Raw genomic sequence first — 15880 nt, 5'->3', positions numbered from 1 at the left:
GGAACGCGGGCTGTCGGCACACCGGCCCGGGGCGGAGCGTCACGGACGCGCCGCCGATACCGCCGACGCCGGTTCCCTGCGCCCGGCCCCGACACCCGACCCCGACGCCCGGCCCCGCGACCCGGCCTCAACACCTGCTGCGGGCAACGGACTCGGCCCCGTCGGAAGCCTCCCTGATCGCCGGCCGCACCCGCCCGGCTCGCCGCCGGAACGGTACCGGCCGCCGCCCCGGCCGGTGACCTTTTCGGTGAATCGGCGGACAAGTCATGACGAGGGGGTGCGCATTCGGCCAGCATCGGGGAACGGCCCGCCCGGTCCACCCGGTATCCGCCACGCCCGCACCCCGGTTGTAAGGATGTCGGTGTCGTTTGACAGGCTTGCCCAGGACCGGCCGGGCCACCCCGGCCGACGGCCGGGTAACGAGGAGGAGGACGACGGATGACCACCGGTGAGCCGGCGGACCCGCCCGTGCTGCGCCACCACCGCGACAGCCTGCTGCCCGCCGTCGCCGCCGCGCTGTCGCTCAAGGGCGGCGAGGTGCACACCCTGGCGGGCGGCAAGGACGACCGCCGCCCGGTCCTGCACCACCTGGTCACCGGCTTCCTGGACACGCTGCCGCTGGAGGCCCGCGAGCGGTTCACCGGCCGCTGCCCCGAGGCCGTCCTGCTCTCCCAGTACCTGACCGCGGTCGACGGCCGGCGCTCCAAGCGCGCCGCCCGCAAGCCGATGAGCCTGAACGAGGCCCGCAAGGCGCTCAGGGGCTCCCGGATGACGACCCTGCGGATCCGCGAGGAGGGCGATCCGGCGCACGGCACCCACGCCCCGCCGTGCCGCTCCTGCACACCGATGCTGGAGCACTTCACCGTGCAGAGCGTCGCCGTCGGACCGACCGTGCGCTGACCGGTCGAACGCCGGTCCGTCCGTCCCCCCGTCCCCGAGCCCTGGAGGCCACCCTGAATCCGCCCAGCCCGCCCCCGCCGCCGCCGGCGACCCTCTCCGCCCCCGGCGGTGGAGCCCCCGGCGACTCCGCCACCGGCACCGTCGGGCGGACCCGCCCGCGTTTCCCCGCCGACGTCGCCGCCGAGCTGAAGGCGGCCGGCTGGCACCCCGGCCGCTGGGAGATGGGGCAGGCCGAGGAGTGGGCCGACACCCTCGTCGGGTACGGCGCGCCCAACGGCGTGGCGCACACGGTCTTCCCGGCGGCGGTGGAGGCCTGGGCCGAGTTCGGCGGCCTCGCCTTCGACCTGTCCGGCCCGGGCCGCCAGCTGGCCCGCACCCCGTTCCTGGTCGACCCGCTGTGCGGCCTGCACCAGCCGCGCACCTTGCTGGACCTCGGCCGGGCGCTGGGCACCCAGGTCGCGCCGCTCGGCGAGGAGGCGTACGGGCAGGCGCTGCTCGCCGTCGACGAGGAGGGCCGGGTCTACAGCCTGGACCACACCGGCGAGTGGTTCCTCGGCCACGGCATCGACCAGGCGATCACCGCGCTGGTGCTGGGCACCTCCCCGGAACGGCTGCGCACCGCCGACGACCGCTGAGCAGGGCGGGAGCGGCGGCGGTTCACCGCAGCCGCTCGGCCCGCACCGCCAGCCGGGAGGGCAGCACCGCCTCGACGCGGAACCCGCCGTCCGCCTCCGGCCCGGACGAGAAGGTGCCGCCGAGCGCGATCACCCGTTCCCGCATCCCGACCAGCCCGTTGCCTCCGCTGGGCAGCTTGGCCGCCCCCCGCTCCCCGCCCGGGCAGGCGTTCACCACGCTCACCCGCACCCCGTTGGGCGCGTACGCCAGCAGGACGGACACCTGGGCACCGCCCGCGTGCTTGTGCGCATTGGTCAGCCCCTCCTGGACGACCCGGTAGGCGGTCTGCTCGGCCTCGCCGGTGAACTCCTGGCGGCTGCCGCTGACCGTCAGCGTCACCGCCATCCCGGCCGCCCGGGACTGGTCCACCAGCCGCGGCAGCCCGGCCAGCGAGTCCGGCTCCGGCTGCCGCTCGTCGTCCATCCGCAGCACACCGAGGATCTCGCGCAGCTCGTTCAGCGCCTGCCGGCCCACCTCGCCCATCAGCTTGGCGCTCTGCGCGGCCTTCTCCGGGTCCTTGACGACGATCCGCTCCAGCGCCCCGGCGTGCACCACCATCAGCGAGACCCGGTGCGCCACCACGTCGTGCATCTCCCGGGCGATCCGGGTGCGCTCCTCCAGCCGGGCCCGGCGGGCGCGCTCCTGCGCCTGCTCGGCCAGCAGGTCCAGCTCGGCCTCCAGGCCGTGCGCGCGGTCCTTGAGCGACTCGATCAGCCGCCGCCGCGCGCCCACGTACAGGCCCGTCACCACCGGGGGGACGGTCAGCCCGACCGCCACCAGCACCGCTATCAGGACCTGGCCCCACAGCGGCGGCGGCTCCGCGGCCGAGTCGCCGGGGGTCAGCATCGACACCATCATCACGGCGACCGCCTCGGCGAAGGCCAGCGCGGACAGCGCCACCACCCGCCATCGCCGCGAGGGCCACTCCCAGGTCTCCGCCAGCGTGTACAGCGCCACGACCAGCAGCAGGACGCCGAGCATCCCCGGCATCGCGAGCAGGGTGACCAGCACCGGAACGGCCGGCCAGCGCCGGCGCAGCACCAGCGAGCCGCCGGCCAGCGAGCCCAGCACCGCGACGCCGATCACGCCGGCGGTCGACAGGTCGACCCGGGCGGAGAGGAAGGCGATCGTGCTGACCGAGCACTCCAGGGCGGCGAGCACGGCCAGCCCGATGTCCAGGAAGGCGCTGCGCGGCCGCTTCCACCACCAGAACGACCGGTCCTGCGCGCGCTCCCCCGGCGACAAGCTCATGCCCGACAGACTATGCGGCAATCCCCACCCCTCCCCACCGGGATTGTCCGGCACACCTTCCGAGTCCGCCAAGTGGTCCAGACCACCGCTGCTCTTCGGCAGCTCTGTCCGCCATCCGGCCACCTCGCGGACAGCGAACGCCCCGACACCTATGCTGGTCGCGTCGGACAGCGCGGTCCGCACGCGTCACAACCGCCACACGCGTGTGGACCTGTGACGATGAGCCGTTGCCGAACCCCACCACCACAGGGAGCCAGCCGTGACCGCTCCGGTCCCCGCCCCGGCGGACAGCCCCACTCCCGGCGTCGCAGCCGGCGCAGTCGCCGATAACTCAGCCCTGCGTGCGGACATCCGCCGCCTCGGCGACCTGCTCGGCGAGACGCTGGTCCGCCAGGAGGGCCCCCAGCTGCTGGGCCTGGTCGAACAGGTCCGCCTGCTCAGCCGCACCGACGGCGAGGCCACCGCCGAACTCCTCTCCGACATCGACCTGGACACCGCCGCCAAGCTGGTCCGGGCGTTCTCCACCTACTTCCACCTCGCCAACGTCACCGAGCAGGTGCACCGCGGCCGGGAGTTCGCCACCCGCCGGGCCCGGGAGGGCTCGCTGCTCGCGCAGACCGCCGACCAGCTCGCCGAGGCCGACCCCAAGCACCTCGCGGACACCCTGGCCCACCTCGCGGTCCGCCCGGTCTTCACCGCGCACCCCACCGAGGCCGCCCGCCGCAGCGTCCTCAACAAGCTGCGCCGGATCGGCGAACTCCTCGACCGCATCCACCGCGAGGAGCTCGCCTCCGGCCTCGTCGCCGCCGACCCGGCCCGCACCAGCAGCGCCAAGCGCTCCGCCGACCGCCGCCTCGCCGAGGTCATCGACCTGCTCTGGCAGACCGACGAGCTGCGCATCGCTCGCCCCGAGCCCACCGACGAGGCCCGCAACGCCGTCTACTACCTGGACGAGCTCTACCGCGAGGCCGTCCCCGAGGTCCTGGAGGAGCTGCAGGAGGAGCTCGCCCGGGTCGGCCTCAACCTGCCCGACGGCGTCCGCCCGCTCACCTTCGGCACCTGGATCGGCGGCGACCGCGACGGCAACCCCAACGTCACCCCGCAGGTCACCTGGGACGTCCTCAACCTCCAGCACGAGTACGGCATCAAGGACGCCCTCGACGCCATCGACGACCTGCGCAACACCCTCTCCACCTCCGAGCGGCTGGCCGGGGCCTCGGTCGAACTGCTCGCCTCGCTCAACAACGACCTGCACCTGCTCCCCGAACTGAGCCCGCGCTACAAGCGGATGAACGCCGAGGAGCCCTACCGCCTCAAGGCCACCTGCATCCGGCTCAAGCTGGAGAACACCCGCGAGCGCCTGGCCGGCGGCACCCCGCACATCGACGGCCGCGACTACCGCGGTACCCGCGAACTCGTCGCCGACCTGCGGCTGATCCAGGACTCGCTGCGCGCCCACCGCGGCGAACTCATCGCCGACGGCCGCCTCGCCCGCGCCATCCGCACCATCGAGGCCTTCGGCCTCCAGCTCGCCACCATGGACGTGCGCGAGCACGCCGAGGCCCACCACCACGCCCTCGGCCAGCTCTTCGACCGCCTCGGCGAGGAGGCCTGGCGCTACGCCGACATGCCCCGCGAGTACCGGCAGAAGCTCCTCGCCAAGGAACTCCGCTCCCGCCGCCCGCTCGCCCCCACCCCGGCCCCGCTGGACGAGGCCGGGACCAAGACCCTCGGCGTCTTCAACACCATCCGCGAGGGCTTCGAGCGCTTCGGCGACGAGATCGTCGAGAGCTACATCATCTCGATGTGCCAGGGCGCCGACGACGTCTTCGCCGCCACCGTGCTGGCCCGCGAGGCGGGCCTGATCGACCTGCACGCCGGCGTCGCCAAGATCGGCATCGTGCCGCTGCTGGAGACCACCGACGAGCTCCAGCAGGCCGACCGCATCCTCGACGAGATGCTCTCCGACCCCTCCTACCGCCTGCTCGTCTCCCTGCGCGGCGACGTCCAGGAAGTCATGCTCGGCTACTCGGACTCCTCCAAGTTCGGCGGCATCACCACCTCCCAGTGGGAGATCCACCGCGCCCAGCGCCGGCTGCGCGACGTCGCCCACCGCTACGGCATCCGGCTGCGCCTCTTCCACGGCCGCGGCGGCACCGTCGGCCGCGGTGGCGGCCCCTCGCACGAGGCCATCCTGGCCCAGCCCTGGGGCACCCTGGAGGGCGAGATCAAGGTCACCGAGCAGGGCGAGGTCATCTCCGACAAGTACCTGCTCCCCTCCCTCGCCCGGGAGAACCTGGAGCTGACCCTCTCCGCGACCCTGGCCGCCTCCGCGCTGCACACCGCCCCGCGCCAGGCCCCCGAGGAGCTGGCCCGCTGGGACGCCGCGATGGACCGCGTCTCCGAGGCCGCCCACACCGCCTACCGCGGCCTGGTCGAGCAGGAGGACCTGCCGAAGTACTTCTTCGCCTCCACCCCGGTCGACCAGCTCGCCTCGCTGCACCTGGGCTCCCGCCCGTCCCGCCGCCCCGACTCCGGCGCGGGCCTGGACGGCCTGCGGGCCATCCCGTGGGTCTTCGGCTGGACCCAGTCCCGCCAGATCGTCCCCGGCTGGTACGGCGTCGGCTCCGGCCTCGCCGCCGCCCGCGCGGCCGGCCTGGGCGACGTGCTGGACGAGATGTACGGCGAGTGGCACTTCTTCCGCAACTTCCTGTCCAACGTCGCGATGACGCTGGCCAAGACCGACCTGCGGATCGCCCGCCACTACGTCGAGCAGCTGGTGCCCGGCGAGCTGCGCCACGTCTTCGACCAGATCAAGGACGAGCACGCCCTCACCCTGCGCGAGGTGCTCCGGCTCACCGGCGAGCGCGAACTGCTGGAGCACAACCCGGTGCTGAAGCAGACCTTCGCCGTCCGCGACGCCTACCTCGACCCGATCTCCTACCTCCAGGTCGCGCTGCTGCGCCGCCAGCGCGAGGAGGTCTCGGCCGGCCGCCACGACGACCCGCTGCGCGCCCGCGCGCTGCTGCTCACCGTCAACGGCATCGCCGCCGGCCTGCGCAACACCGGCTGACCCCGGGAACGCGAAGGGGCCGACGGCGCGCGCCGTCGGCCCCTTCGCGTTCCGGTCAGCGCGGCCGCACCTCGATCACCTCCGACCCGTAGCGGGCCAGGACGTCGGCCCTGACGGCCGCGAACTGCGGGGTCTGCACGAGCACCCCGGTGCCGTCCTCGGAGATCGTCACCCCGGAGATGGTCACCCCCCGCGCCGCCCAGTAGCCACCGTCGTCGACCGTGATCCGCCGCGCCAGCGCCAGGTAGTGCCGACGCGACCCCGGCACGTCCACGAAGTTGATCGTGACCCCGCGGTGGCTCACGGCGGCCGGCACGACGGCGTCGAGGTCGGAACCCGGCACGCGCATGACGTACACCTGGCGGTCCAGGGTCTCGCAGACGCCGAACCAGTGGTCCGGGTACTTGTCGGCCCCCACCCTCCTGATGTCGGCGGCCACCCGGACCGGGTCGAGGTCGAGGGCATCCGGCCCCCCGCTCGTGCTCGCCCCCGCGGACGGCACGTACGGGGGCGTCGTCGACGACGACACGGGCGGCGGCCCCGAAGGCGGCCGCGAGGACGTCGTCCCCGAAGCCGTCACCTGGTCCCACGTCGGCAGCCGCAACGAGGCCGGCCCGCCCTGGCAGAGCAGCAGCGGCCCCCCGGTGTCCGCCGCCGACGACGACGGCGCCCCCGGTGACGCCTGCGGGACGGGCGGCCGGCTCCCCGTCCCCGGGGACGGGGACGGGGACGGGGAACCCCCGCCCACGACCTGGGCCGACCCCCGTACGGCCCCGGTCGTGCTCCCGCCCCACTGCGCCAGCGCGCCCACTCCCAGGGCGAACACGGCCGCCCCCGCCACCGACCGCACCACCAGACGCGACCGCGCCCGGCGCCGACCGGCCTCCCGCAGTCGGGGCAGCGGCGGACTGCCGGCCACCGACCCCGCCCGCGCGCCGAGCCGGACGACCAGTTCCTCCTCGAACCCGTCCGGGTGTTCAGCCGCCATGCCCCACCATCTCCCTCGCCGGTGCCAGCTCCTGCCGGAGCGTCTTCATCGCCCGCGCCAGATGCGTCTTCGCCGTGGTCTCCGAGCAACCGAGCTCCTGCGCGACCCGGGCCACCGGCAGGTCGACGTAGTAGCGCAGCACCACCGCCGCCCGCTGCCGGGGCGGCAGGGCCCGCATCGCCGCCGCCAGCTGCTCGTCGTGCTCGGCCACCGTCGCCTCCGGGGAGTCCGGCAGCACGGGCGTGAGCACCTCCCGCCGGGTGCGCCGCCAGCGCGAGACGTGCGTGCGGACCATCGTCGTCCGGACGTACCCCTCGGCGGCCGCCACGTCCCGGATCGCCGTCCGCTTCGGGTACACCCGGGCCAACGCGTCGTGCAGCAGGTCCCGGGCGTCGTGGACGTCCCCGGTGATCAGGTACGCCCCCCGCAGGAGGGCCTGGTAGCGAGCCGCGACGAACTCGTCGAACGGATCGGCCCCCGAGCCCCCCGGGCGCAATGATTCGCGCTTCATACCCCCATGACGCCCGGCGCGGCGAAAACGGATGACACCCCCGGGAAGGTACGACGAAGGGCCGGTGCCCACCGTCGTGGACACCGGCCCCTGAGGACTCGTGACTACTCCGCGGGCTCGCCCGCGCGCCGGCGCTTCAACCACAGCGCCGCTCCGCCGCCCGCCACCAGCAGGCCGCCGCCGACCGCCAACAGCCCCGCGTCGGGGCCCATCGACTCGCCGAGCACCGGCTGGGCGGCCGGCTCCGGGGCGATCAGCGGATCCGGCTCCGCCACCGGGTCGGCGTGCGCCAGCGCACCGCTCGACAGCAGCACTCCGGCCGCCCCCAGCGCGCCGGCCGTACCGATCCGCCGTCCGAACTGCTTCAGCCGGACCACCCGGATCCGCCGCAGCGGGCGGACCGGACCCAATCCCCGCATCGAGAACTCCCCAGGACTCGTTCGCGTACCCGGGCCGACGCTATCCGATCCCGCACAGGCTTCTCACGCGGATTCAGGTTTGACCGGTCAAGCGTTGTACGACTGTTGCGTACCCGCCACGCCTGTTGACGGTCGATCAGGAGTTGTACGTGCCCTGGGCCCGCTCCAGACCCTCGGACAGCAGCGCCTCCACCGCGTCCGCCGAGCGGTCCACGAACCACTCCAGCTCCTTGCGCTCGGTCGAGGAGAAGTCCTTCAGCACGAAGTCCGCGACCTCCATCCGGCCCGGCGGGCGGCCGATCCCGCAGCGCACCCGGTGGTACTCCGGGCCCAGCGACTTGGTGATCGACTTCAGCCCGTTGTGGCCGTTGTCCCCGCCGCCCAGCTTCAGCCGCAGCGCCGCGTAGTCGATGTCCAGCTCGTCGTGGACCGCGATCAGCGCGGCGGCCGGCACCTTGTAGAAGTCGCGCAGCGCCGTCACCGGCCCGCCGGAGAGGTTCATGAAGGACATCGGCTTGGCCAGCACGACCCGCTTGCCCGCCAGCCGACCTTCGGCCACCTGCGCCCGGCTCTTGTGCGCCTTGAACCTGGCACCCATCCGCTGCGCCAGCAGGTCCACCACCATGAACCCGATATTGTGCCGGTTCCGGGCGTACTGCTCGCCCGGGTTGCCCAGCCCCACCACCAGCCAGGGGCCCTCGTACTCGTCCGCCATCGCGCCCTCACTCCTCGCCTTCACGCTCGACGCCATCATCCCCGGAGACACCGCGTCCCGGACACACCGCTGCCCCGGCCGCTCCAGCGGGAGCGACCGGGGCAGCGGTCAAAGCTTTCGGGGCGAGGCTCAGGCCTCGGCGCCCTCGGTCTCCTCGGTCTCCGCCTCGGCCGGGGCGGCCTGGGCGGCGATGACCTGCAGGACGACGGCGTCGGCCTCGACGGCCAGGGCGACACCGGCCGGCAGGACGATGTCCTTGGCGTGGATCGAGGCGCCGGCCTCCAGGCCCTCGACCGAGACGGTGACGGCCTCGGGCAGGTGGGTGGCCTCGGCCTCGATCGGCAGGGCCTGCAGGACGTGCTCCAGCAGGTTGCCGCCCGGGGCCAGCTCGCCCTCGGTGTGGACCGGAACCTCGACGTTGACCTTCTCGCCACGCTTGACCAGCAGCAGGTCGACGTGCTCGATGGTGCGCTTGATGGCCTCGCGCTGGACGGCCTTCGGCAGGACGTACTCGTCCTTGCCCTCGATCGGGACGACCAGCAGGGCGTTCGGGGTCTTCAGGGCCATCATCAGGTCGTGGCCGGGCAGGTTCAGGTGAACCGGGGCGTGGCCGTGGCCGTAGACGACACCGGGGACGAAGCCGGCACGGCGGGCGCGACGGGCGGCACCCTTGCCGAACTCGGTACGGGTCTCAGCGGCAATACGGATCTCGGACACGACTGCACTCCTCGTGGAAAATGGCGCGGGGGTGCAGGCAACGCGAAAAACCGCCGGGACCACACCCTCAGTACGTTCGGGGGTCACTCGGCGGCAACGGCCTGCCGGCGGACGGGAATCCGGCACCGGCAGCGCGTCGATCACGGAGCGGGCGCCCGTCGAGCAGGCACACGGCATCCCTCGCCGAGCAGTTTCACGAGTCTAACCGCACCTACCGCCTCCCGCGAAATCGGCGGCGGCCCCGGCCCGCTGGGGACCGGGGCCGCCTGCGCGGGCTTCGTCAGTGCACGCCCTCGAAGAGGCTCGTGACCGAGCCCTCCTCGAACACCTCGCGGATCGCGGCGGCGATCGACGGGGCGATGGACAGCGTGGTGATCTTGTCCAGCTGGAGCTGCGCCGGGGTGGGCAGCGTGTTGGTGAACACGAACTCGCTGACCCGCGAGTTCTTCAGCCGGTCCGCGGCCGGGCCGGAGAGCACACCGTGGGTGGCCGCCACCAGGACGTCCGCGGCGCCGTTCTCGAACAGCGCGTCGGCCGCGGCACAGATGGTGCCGGCGGTGTCGATCATGTCGTCGACCAGGACGCAGACCCGGTCCTTCACGTCACCGACGACGTCGGCCGACAGGATGGTGTTGGCCTGGGTGATGTCGCGGCGCTTGTGGATGATCGCCAGCGGGGCGTCCAGCCGGTCGCACCACTGGTCGGCCACCTTCACGCGGCCGGCGTCCGGGGAGACGACGGTCAGCTTGGAGCGGTCGACCTTCTCGCCGATGTAGTCGGCCAGCAGCGGCAGCGCGAACAGGTGGTCCACCGGGCCGTCGAAGAAGCCCTGGATCTGCGCGGTGTGCAGGTCGACGGCCATCAGGCGGTCGGCGCCGGCCTGGCGCAGCAGGTCGGCGACCAGCCGGGCCGAGATGGGCTCGCGGCCGAGGTGCTTCTTGTCCTGGCGGGCGTACCCGTAGAACGGCAGGATCGCGGTGATGCTCCGGGCGGAGGCCCGCTTCAGAGCATCGATCATGATCAACTGCTCCATGATCCACTGGTTGATGGGAGCCGTGTGGCTCTGCATCACGAAGCAGTCCGCGCCGCGGGCGGACTCCAGGAAACGGACGTAGATCTCGCCGTTGGCGAAGTCCAGGGCCTTGGTGGGGACCAACTCGGTCCCGAGCGCCGCGGCCACCTCCTTCGCCAGCTCCGGGTGGGCACGGCCGGAGAAGAGCTTCAGCTTCTTCTCACCCGACGTCGTGATCCCGCTCACTGCACCGTCTCCTCGCGTTTGCGGACGCTGAACCCGCGACCCGGTGCCGGGCAGGCGAGGCCCACGCGCGGTACGGGGTCGGGGAATTGTCGGTACGCCTGGACACGGGCGGTAAGCCCAGTGGCGCACGTATGTCCCCAAGGTTACGCGCCCGCGCAGAAACCGTCCGCCCCGGGACCGCCCCGCGGTCCCCCGCCCGCCGCGTCAGGCCTCCGCGGCGGCGTCCGTCGCGGCCTTCGCGGCCTGCGCCGACACGGTGCCGGGGCGCTTGCGCTCGACCCAGCCCTCGATGTTGCGCTGGTACGCGCGGTTCACGCCGAGCGCGCCCGGCGGGACGTCGCTGGTGATCACCGAACCGGCGCCGGTGTAGGCGCCGTCACCGATGGTCACCGGGGCGATGAACATGTTGTCCGAGCCGGTGCGGCAGTGCGCGCCGATGACGGTGCGGTGCTTGTTCACGCCGTCGTAGTTCACGGTGACCGAGGCCGCGCCGACGTTGGTGCCCTCACCGATCGTGGCGTCGCCGATGTACGAGAGGTGCGGGACCTTCGCGCCCTCGCCCAGCTCGGAGTTCTTGATCTCGACGTAGGTGCCGACCTTCGCCTTGCGGGCCAGCTTCGCACCCGGCCGCAGGTAGGCGTACGGGCCCGCGACGGCCAGCTCGCCCACCTCGGCGCGGTCGGCCGTGGTGTTGCTCACACGGGCGCCGGCGCCGATCAGGGTGTCCTTCAGGGTGGAGTTCGGGCCGACCTCGCAGCCCTCGGCCAGGTGGGTGGCGCCCTGCAGCTGGGTGTTGGGCAGCACCACGGCGTCCGGCTCGTAGGTCACCTGGACGTCGAACCAGGTGGTCGCCGGGTCCACCACGGTGACGCCCGCGCGCATCGCCCGCTCCAGCAGGCGGTCGTTCAGCAGCCGGCGGGCCTGCGCCAGCTGGACCCGGTCGTTGATGCCCAGGATGTCCCGGTGGTCCTCGGCGACCACGGCGCCGACCCGGTGGCCCGCCTTGCGCAGGATCTCCAGGGTGTCGGTCAGGTACTCCTCGCCCTGCGAGTTGTCCGTGGTGAGCGCGGCCAGCGCCTCGACCAGCAGCTTGGCGTCGAAGGCGAAGACGCCCGAGTTGATCTCGGCGATGGTGCGCTGTGTGTCGGTGGCGTCCCGCTCCTCGACGATCGAGGCGACCGTGCCGTCCTCGTCGCGCAGGATCCGGCCGTAGCCGAAGGGCTCGGGGACGACGGCGGTCAGCACGGTGACGCCGTTCTGCTGGGCGGTGTGCGCGTCCGCCAGCCGGCGCAGGGTCGCCCCGGTCAGCAGCGGCGAGTCGCCGGCGGTGACGATCACCGTGCCGTCCAGGACCACGTCGTCCGCGGCCAGCGCCTCCAGCGCCGTCCGCACCGCGTGCCCGGTGCCGTTCTGCTCCTCCTGCACCGCGGTCCGCACGGCCGGGTAGTGCTCCACCAGGTGCCCCTGGACCTGCTCGCGCTGGTGGCCGACGACCACCACGAGCTGCTCCGGCGCCAGTTCCCCGGCCGCCGCCACCGCGTGCCCCACCAACGACCGTCCGCACACCTCGTGCAGCACCTTGGGCAGCTTGTTCGACTTCATCCGGGTCCCGCCTCCGGCGGCGAGCACGACAACGGCGGCAAGCGAATTGGCACCCATGCGGGGAGGCTCCTCGGTAGGTTCACAGAGAGGGCAGAGCGGACCCGGCCGGGACCCAGGCCGGTCGCCATATGCACAGTCCGCCGAGCAGCACCGACAATACCGGCGTGATGGGAGGCGCCCGAACCGGAGGCGTGCAGAGGCTCCGCCGCTAGGATTCGAACCCAGACAAAGGCCTCCAAAGGGCCCTGTGCTGCCATTACACCACGGCGGACAGACGTGTCAGACCCTACCCGAGCGGACCCCACCGTGGGTATCGACTTGCACCAATCCGAGGCCCGGATTCGAGCCTCCCGACCGAACTCCGCGGGCCACGGGTTCATCCATCCAGTCGGGTGAATTCACTCAAGCGCCGCGCGGTGGAGTGTTCCCCTGGACACGGAGTGCAACCTACGATGCCGTAAGTTACGCCGACGTAGGCTCCGCTTCTCTCCCGTTCCGGGACGCCGCAAAGGGACGCCCATGACCATCCAGGCAGGCGAGGCGCGCGCGGGGACCGCAGCGTCCCGCACTCCGACTCCCGAACCCGATCCCGACACCGCAGCCACGCAGCTGTCCGCCACCCGTGGCGGGGAGAAGCAGGGCGTGGCCGAGCGGCTCGCGCTCGGCCTGTTCATCCTCGTGCCGTTCACCGCGCTGGCGGCCGCCGTACCGGTGGCCTGGGGCTGGGGGCTGGGGTGGACGGACGTCGCGATCACCGTCTCCATGTACTTCCTCACCTGCCACGGCATCACCGTCGGCTACCACCGCTACTTCACCCACAGCGCGTTCAAGGCCGGCCGGCCGATGCGCCTGGCCCTGGCCATCGCCGGGAGCCTCGCCGTCGAGGGCCCGCTGGTGCGCTGGGTCGCCGACCACCGCAAGCACCACCGGTACAGCGACAAGGACGGGGACCCGCACTCGCCCTGGCGCTACGGGGAGAGCGTCCCGGCCCTGCTGAAGGGCCTGTGGTGGGCGCACATGGGCTGGATGTTCGACGAGGAGCAGACCCCGCAGCTCAAGTACGCCCCGGACCTCGTCCGCGACCCGGCCATAAGGCGGATCTCCCGACTGTTCTGGCTCTGGACCACGATCTCGCTGCTGGTGCCCCCGCTGGTCGGCGGCCTGGTGACGCTGACCTGGACGGGCGCGCTGTCCGCCTTCTTCTGGGGTTCGCTGGTCCGGGTGGCGCTGCTGCACCACGTCACCTGGTCGATCAACTCGATCTGCCACGCCGTCGGCCGGCGCCCGTTCCGCTCCCGGGACCGCTCCGGCAACGTCTGGTGGCTCGCGGTGCTCTCCTGCGGCGAGTCCTGGCACAACCTGCACCACGCCGATCCGACCGCGGCCCGGCACGGGGTGCTCCGCGGGCAGATCGACTCCTCGGCCCGGCTGATCCGCTGGTTCGAGCTGGCCGGCTGGGTCCGGGACGTCCGCTGGCCGGACGCACAGCGGATCGCCGCCCGCCGCACCGCATGAGGCGGCGCTTCCAGCATGATGTAGGGGTGAACGGGAGCAGCGCAGACACCACAGGCGGTCACCACGGCACGCGGACGGACGCGGCGCCCGCCCGTTCGCGGGCCGCTGCACCGGCGGGCGGGCCGGCCGACGGGGCCGACGCCCCGGCCGCCCCGCGCCGCCGGGGCGGCCGGGTCCGGATGACCGGCAAGCAACGGCGCGAGCAGCTGCTGGAGATCGGCCGGACGGTCTTCGCCGAGCGCGGCTACGACGGCACCTCGGTGGAGGAGATCGCCGAGCGCGCCGGGGTGTCGAAGCCCGTCGTGTACGAGCACTTCGGCGGCAAGGAGGGCCTGTACGCGGTGGTGGTGGACCGCGAGATGCAGCTGCTGCTCGACATGGTGACCGGGGCGCTGACCGGCGGGCACTCGCGCGAGCTGCTGGAACAGGCCGCCTTCGCGCTGATGGATTACATCGACACCTCGACGGACGGCTTCCGGATCCTGGTCCGGGACTCGCCGGTGGCCCAGTCGACCGGCACCTTCGCCTCGCTGATCAGCGACATCGCGACCCAGGTGGAGGACATCCTGGGCCTGGAGTTCAAGTCGCGCGGCTTCGACGCGCGGCTGGCCCCGATGTACTCGCAGATGCTGGTCGGCATGGTCGCGCTGACCGGCCAGTGGTGGCTGGAGGTCCGCAAGCCGGACAAGGCGACGGTGGCGGCGCACCTGGTGAACCTCGCCTGGCACGGCCTGGAGGGCCTGGAGCGGCACCCGAAGCTGGTCGGCGACCGCAAGGGCTGAGCCCCGGCTACCGCTTGACCCCCACCGCGAAGATCCGCCGGAACGGGAAGACCGTCCCGGACGGCCCGGCCGGGTAGGCCTCGCGCAGCAGCCGCCCGTACTCGGCGAGGAAGGCGGCCCGGTCGGCCGGATCGGTGAGCCGGGTCAGGACGGGGCGCAGCGCGGTGCCCTTGACCCACTCCAGGACCGGGTCCGGCCCCGGCAGGGCGGTGAGGTAGGTGGTCTCCCAGACGTCCGGGTCGCAGCCGGCGGCGGCGAGGGCTTCGAGGTAGCGCGCGGGCGGGTGGACCCCGGCCCGGACGGCGTCCTCGCCGAGCAGGGCGCGCCAGCGGGTGCTGCGGCGCAGGTCGGCGAGCAGGGTGTGGCTGGGGGCGTCGAAGTTGCCGGGGACCTGGAACGCGACGACGCCGCCCGGGCGCAGGGCGGCGGCCCAGCGCGGGACGATGTCGAGGTGGCCGTCCACCGGTCCCTCCTCGCCCGACTTCGGCGAGGAGGGTCCCTGTCGGGGCCGGCGATCGCTCCGGTTCATCCACTGGAGGGCTGCGTTGGAGACGACGAGGTCGGGCCGGGCCGGGGCCGGGTCGTAGTCGCGGGCGTCGGCGAGCAGGTAGTCGGCGTCGGGTTCGCCCTCGGCACGGGCGGTGGCGAGCATCGGTGCGGAGTTGTCGACGCCGGTGATGCGGGCGTGCGGCCAGCGTTCGCGCAGGACGGCGGTGGAGTTGCCGGGGCCGCAGCCGATGTCGAGGACGGTCTCCTCGCCGGGGTGCGGAAGGGTGGGGACGCGGGCGAGCAGGTCGCGCAGCGGGCGGGTGCGTTCGTCGGCGAAGCGCAGGTACTGCGCAGGGTCCCAGGCGGTGGTGCTCATGGTTCACCTCACAGGTATCTCGACATCAAGATATCTCGGTGAAGCCTCGTCGGCACATTTCTCGATGTCAAGAGACTTCACATCGACACATCCACCGATACACTGATCGCCATGGAGGACGAGGTCGACAGGCTGGTCGCAGCATGGCGCCGGGAGCGCCCCGACCTCGACGTGGAGCCGCTGGAGGTGCTCAGCCGGGTCAGCCGGCTCGCCCGGCACCTGGACCGCGCCCGCCGCACCGCCTTCGCCGAGCACGGCCTGGAGCCCTGGGAGTTCGACGTCCTGACCGCCCTGCGGCGGGCCGGCACCCCGTACCAGCTCTCCCCCGGTCAGCTGCTCACCCAGACGCTCGTCACCTCCGGCACCATGACCAACCGGATCGACCGGCTCACCGGCAAGGGCCTGGTCAAGCGGCTGCCCGACCCGGACGACCGGCGCGGCGTCCTGGTGCGGCTCACCGACGACGGCCGCGACCGCGCCGACCAGGCACTCGCCGGGCTGCTCGCGCACGAGCGCGAACTCCTCGCCCAGCTCACCTCCGGCCAGCAGACCGAACTCGCCGCACTGCTGCGGCTGCTGATCGCCCCGTTCGACAACATCCCGGGCTGA

At 73.0% G+C, this 15880-nt stretch carries 15 protein-coding genes and 1 tRNA gene; 6 read left to right on the top strand and 10 right to left on the bottom strand.

The features are described from left to right. Nucleotides 1–438: 438 nt before the first annotated feature. Both ACZ7KX_RS32005 and ACZ7KX_RS32000 read left to right on the top strand, forming a co-directional pair. Nucleotides 439–900 carry a YwqJ-related putative deaminase gene (locus ACZ7KX_RS32005; protein WP_470329502.1) on the top strand — a complete coding sequence of 154 codons (462 nt, stop codon included), beginning with the start codon at nt 439–441 and terminating at the stop codon, nt 898–900. 221 nt (nt 901–1121) lie between these two features. Further along, nucleotides 1122–1535: an SUKH-3 domain-containing protein gene (locus ACZ7KX_RS32000; RefSeq protein ID WP_470329501.1), complete on the top strand. Its 414-nt coding sequence runs from the start codon at nt 1122–1124 to the stop codon at nt 1533–1535. Between the two features lie 22 nt (nt 1536–1557). On the opposite strand, the gene ACZ7KX_RS31995 is transcribed toward ACZ7KX_RS32000, so the two are convergent. Next, complete coding sequence (locus ACZ7KX_RS31995; RefSeq protein WP_350526144.1) at nt 1558–2826, bottom strand: sensor histidine kinase; 1269 nt, start codon at nt 2824–2826, stop codon at nt 1558–1560. Nucleotides 2827–3085: 259 nt separating this feature from the next. Here ACZ7KX_RS31995 and ppc point away from each other — a divergent pair, with 259 nt between their 5' ends. Beyond that, the gene (ppc, locus tag ACZ7KX_RS31990; RefSeq protein ID WP_470329500.1) at nt 3086–5899 is read left to right on the top strand and encodes a phosphoenolpyruvate carboxylase; all 2814 of its coding nucleotides are present in this window, start codon (nt 3086–3088) and stop codon (nt 5897–5899) included. Between the two features lie 55 nt (nt 5900–5954). Here ppc and ACZ7KX_RS31985 read toward each other — a convergent pair whose 3' ends face one another. The 8 genes from ACZ7KX_RS31985 to ACZ7KX_RS31950 form a co-directional block, all read right to left on the bottom strand. Next, nucleotides 5955–6887, bottom strand: a complete 933-nt coding sequence (locus ACZ7KX_RS31985; RefSeq protein ID WP_470329499.1) for a hypothetical protein — start codon at nt 6885–6887, stop codon at nt 5955–5957. After that, entirely contained in the window at nt 6877–7398 is a 522-nt protein-coding gene (locus ACZ7KX_RS31980) for a SigE family RNA polymerase sigma factor (protein WP_470329498.1), read from the bottom strand. Before ACZ7KX_RS31980 ends, ACZ7KX_RS31985 begins: the two co-directional genes overlap by 11 nt. Nucleotides 7399–7502: 104 nt before the next feature. Next, nucleotides 7503–7817, bottom strand: coding sequence for a hypothetical protein (locus tag ACZ7KX_RS31975; protein WP_350526140.1), 315 nt, complete (start codon nt 7815–7817; stop codon nt 7503–7505). Between the two features lie 136 nt (nt 7818–7953). Continuing rightward, nucleotides 7954–8532, bottom strand: a complete 579-nt coding sequence (gene pth, locus ACZ7KX_RS31970; RefSeq protein WP_350526163.1) for an aminoacyl-tRNA hydrolase — start codon at nt 8530–8532, stop codon at nt 7954–7956. A 129-nt stretch (nt 8533–8661) separates the two neighbouring features. Beyond that, on the bottom strand, nt 8662–9249 hold the full coding sequence (locus tag ACZ7KX_RS31965; RefSeq protein WP_470329497.1) for a 50S ribosomal protein L25/general stress protein Ctc: 588 nt from the start codon (nt 9247–9249) through the stop codon (nt 8662–8664). Nucleotides 9250–9529: 280 nt separating this feature from the next. After that, entirely contained in the window at nt 9530–10507 is a 978-nt protein-coding gene (locus ACZ7KX_RS31960) for a ribose-phosphate diphosphokinase (protein WP_396552888.1), read from the bottom strand. A gap of 204 nt (nt 10508–10711) precedes the next feature. After that, entirely contained in the window at nt 10712–12166 is a 1455-nt protein-coding gene (gene glmU, locus ACZ7KX_RS31955; protein WP_470329496.1) for a bifunctional UDP-N-acetylglucosamine diphosphorylase/glucosamine-1-phosphate N-acetyltransferase GlmU, read from the bottom strand. A 143-nt stretch (nt 12167–12309) separates the two neighbouring features. Further along, a tRNA-Gln gene (locus tag ACZ7KX_RS31950) sits at nt 12310–12380 on the bottom strand. Between the two features lie 248 nt (nt 12381–12628). Here ACZ7KX_RS31950 and ACZ7KX_RS31945 point away from each other — a divergent pair. Continuing rightward, nucleotides 12629–13624 (top strand): acyl-CoA desaturase, encoded by a 996-nt coding sequence (locus ACZ7KX_RS31945; RefSeq protein WP_470329495.1) that lies wholly within the window; start codon nt 12629–12631, stop codon nt 13622–13624. A gap of 179 nt (nt 13625–13803) precedes the next feature. Next, nucleotides 13804–14406 (top strand): TetR/AcrR family transcriptional regulator, encoded by a 603-nt coding sequence (locus ACZ7KX_RS31940; protein ID WP_350526162.1) that lies wholly within the window; start codon nt 13804–13806, stop codon nt 14404–14406. A gap of 7 nt (nt 14407–14413) precedes the next feature. Here the strand turns inward: ACZ7KX_RS31940 and ACZ7KX_RS31935 are convergent, their stop codons facing one another. Continuing rightward, a complete protein-coding gene (locus tag ACZ7KX_RS31935) occupies nt 14414–15271 on the bottom strand; it encodes a methyltransferase domain-containing protein (RefSeq protein ID WP_470329494.1) in 858 nt (285 codons plus the stop codon). Nucleotides 15272–15382: 111 nt separating this feature from the next. On the opposite strand from ACZ7KX_RS31935, the gene ACZ7KX_RS31930 reads away from it, so the two are divergent. Then, nucleotides 15383–15880, top strand: a complete 498-nt coding sequence (locus tag ACZ7KX_RS31930) for a MarR family winged helix-turn-helix transcriptional regulator (protein WP_350526134.1) — start codon at nt 15383–15385, stop codon at nt 15878–15880.

Source organism: Kitasatospora sp. NPDC038210, from assembly GCF_055600605.1.
The sequence above is the reverse complement of the archived record's forward strand: the minus strand, read 5'-3'. Positions and strand labels throughout refer to the sequence as shown.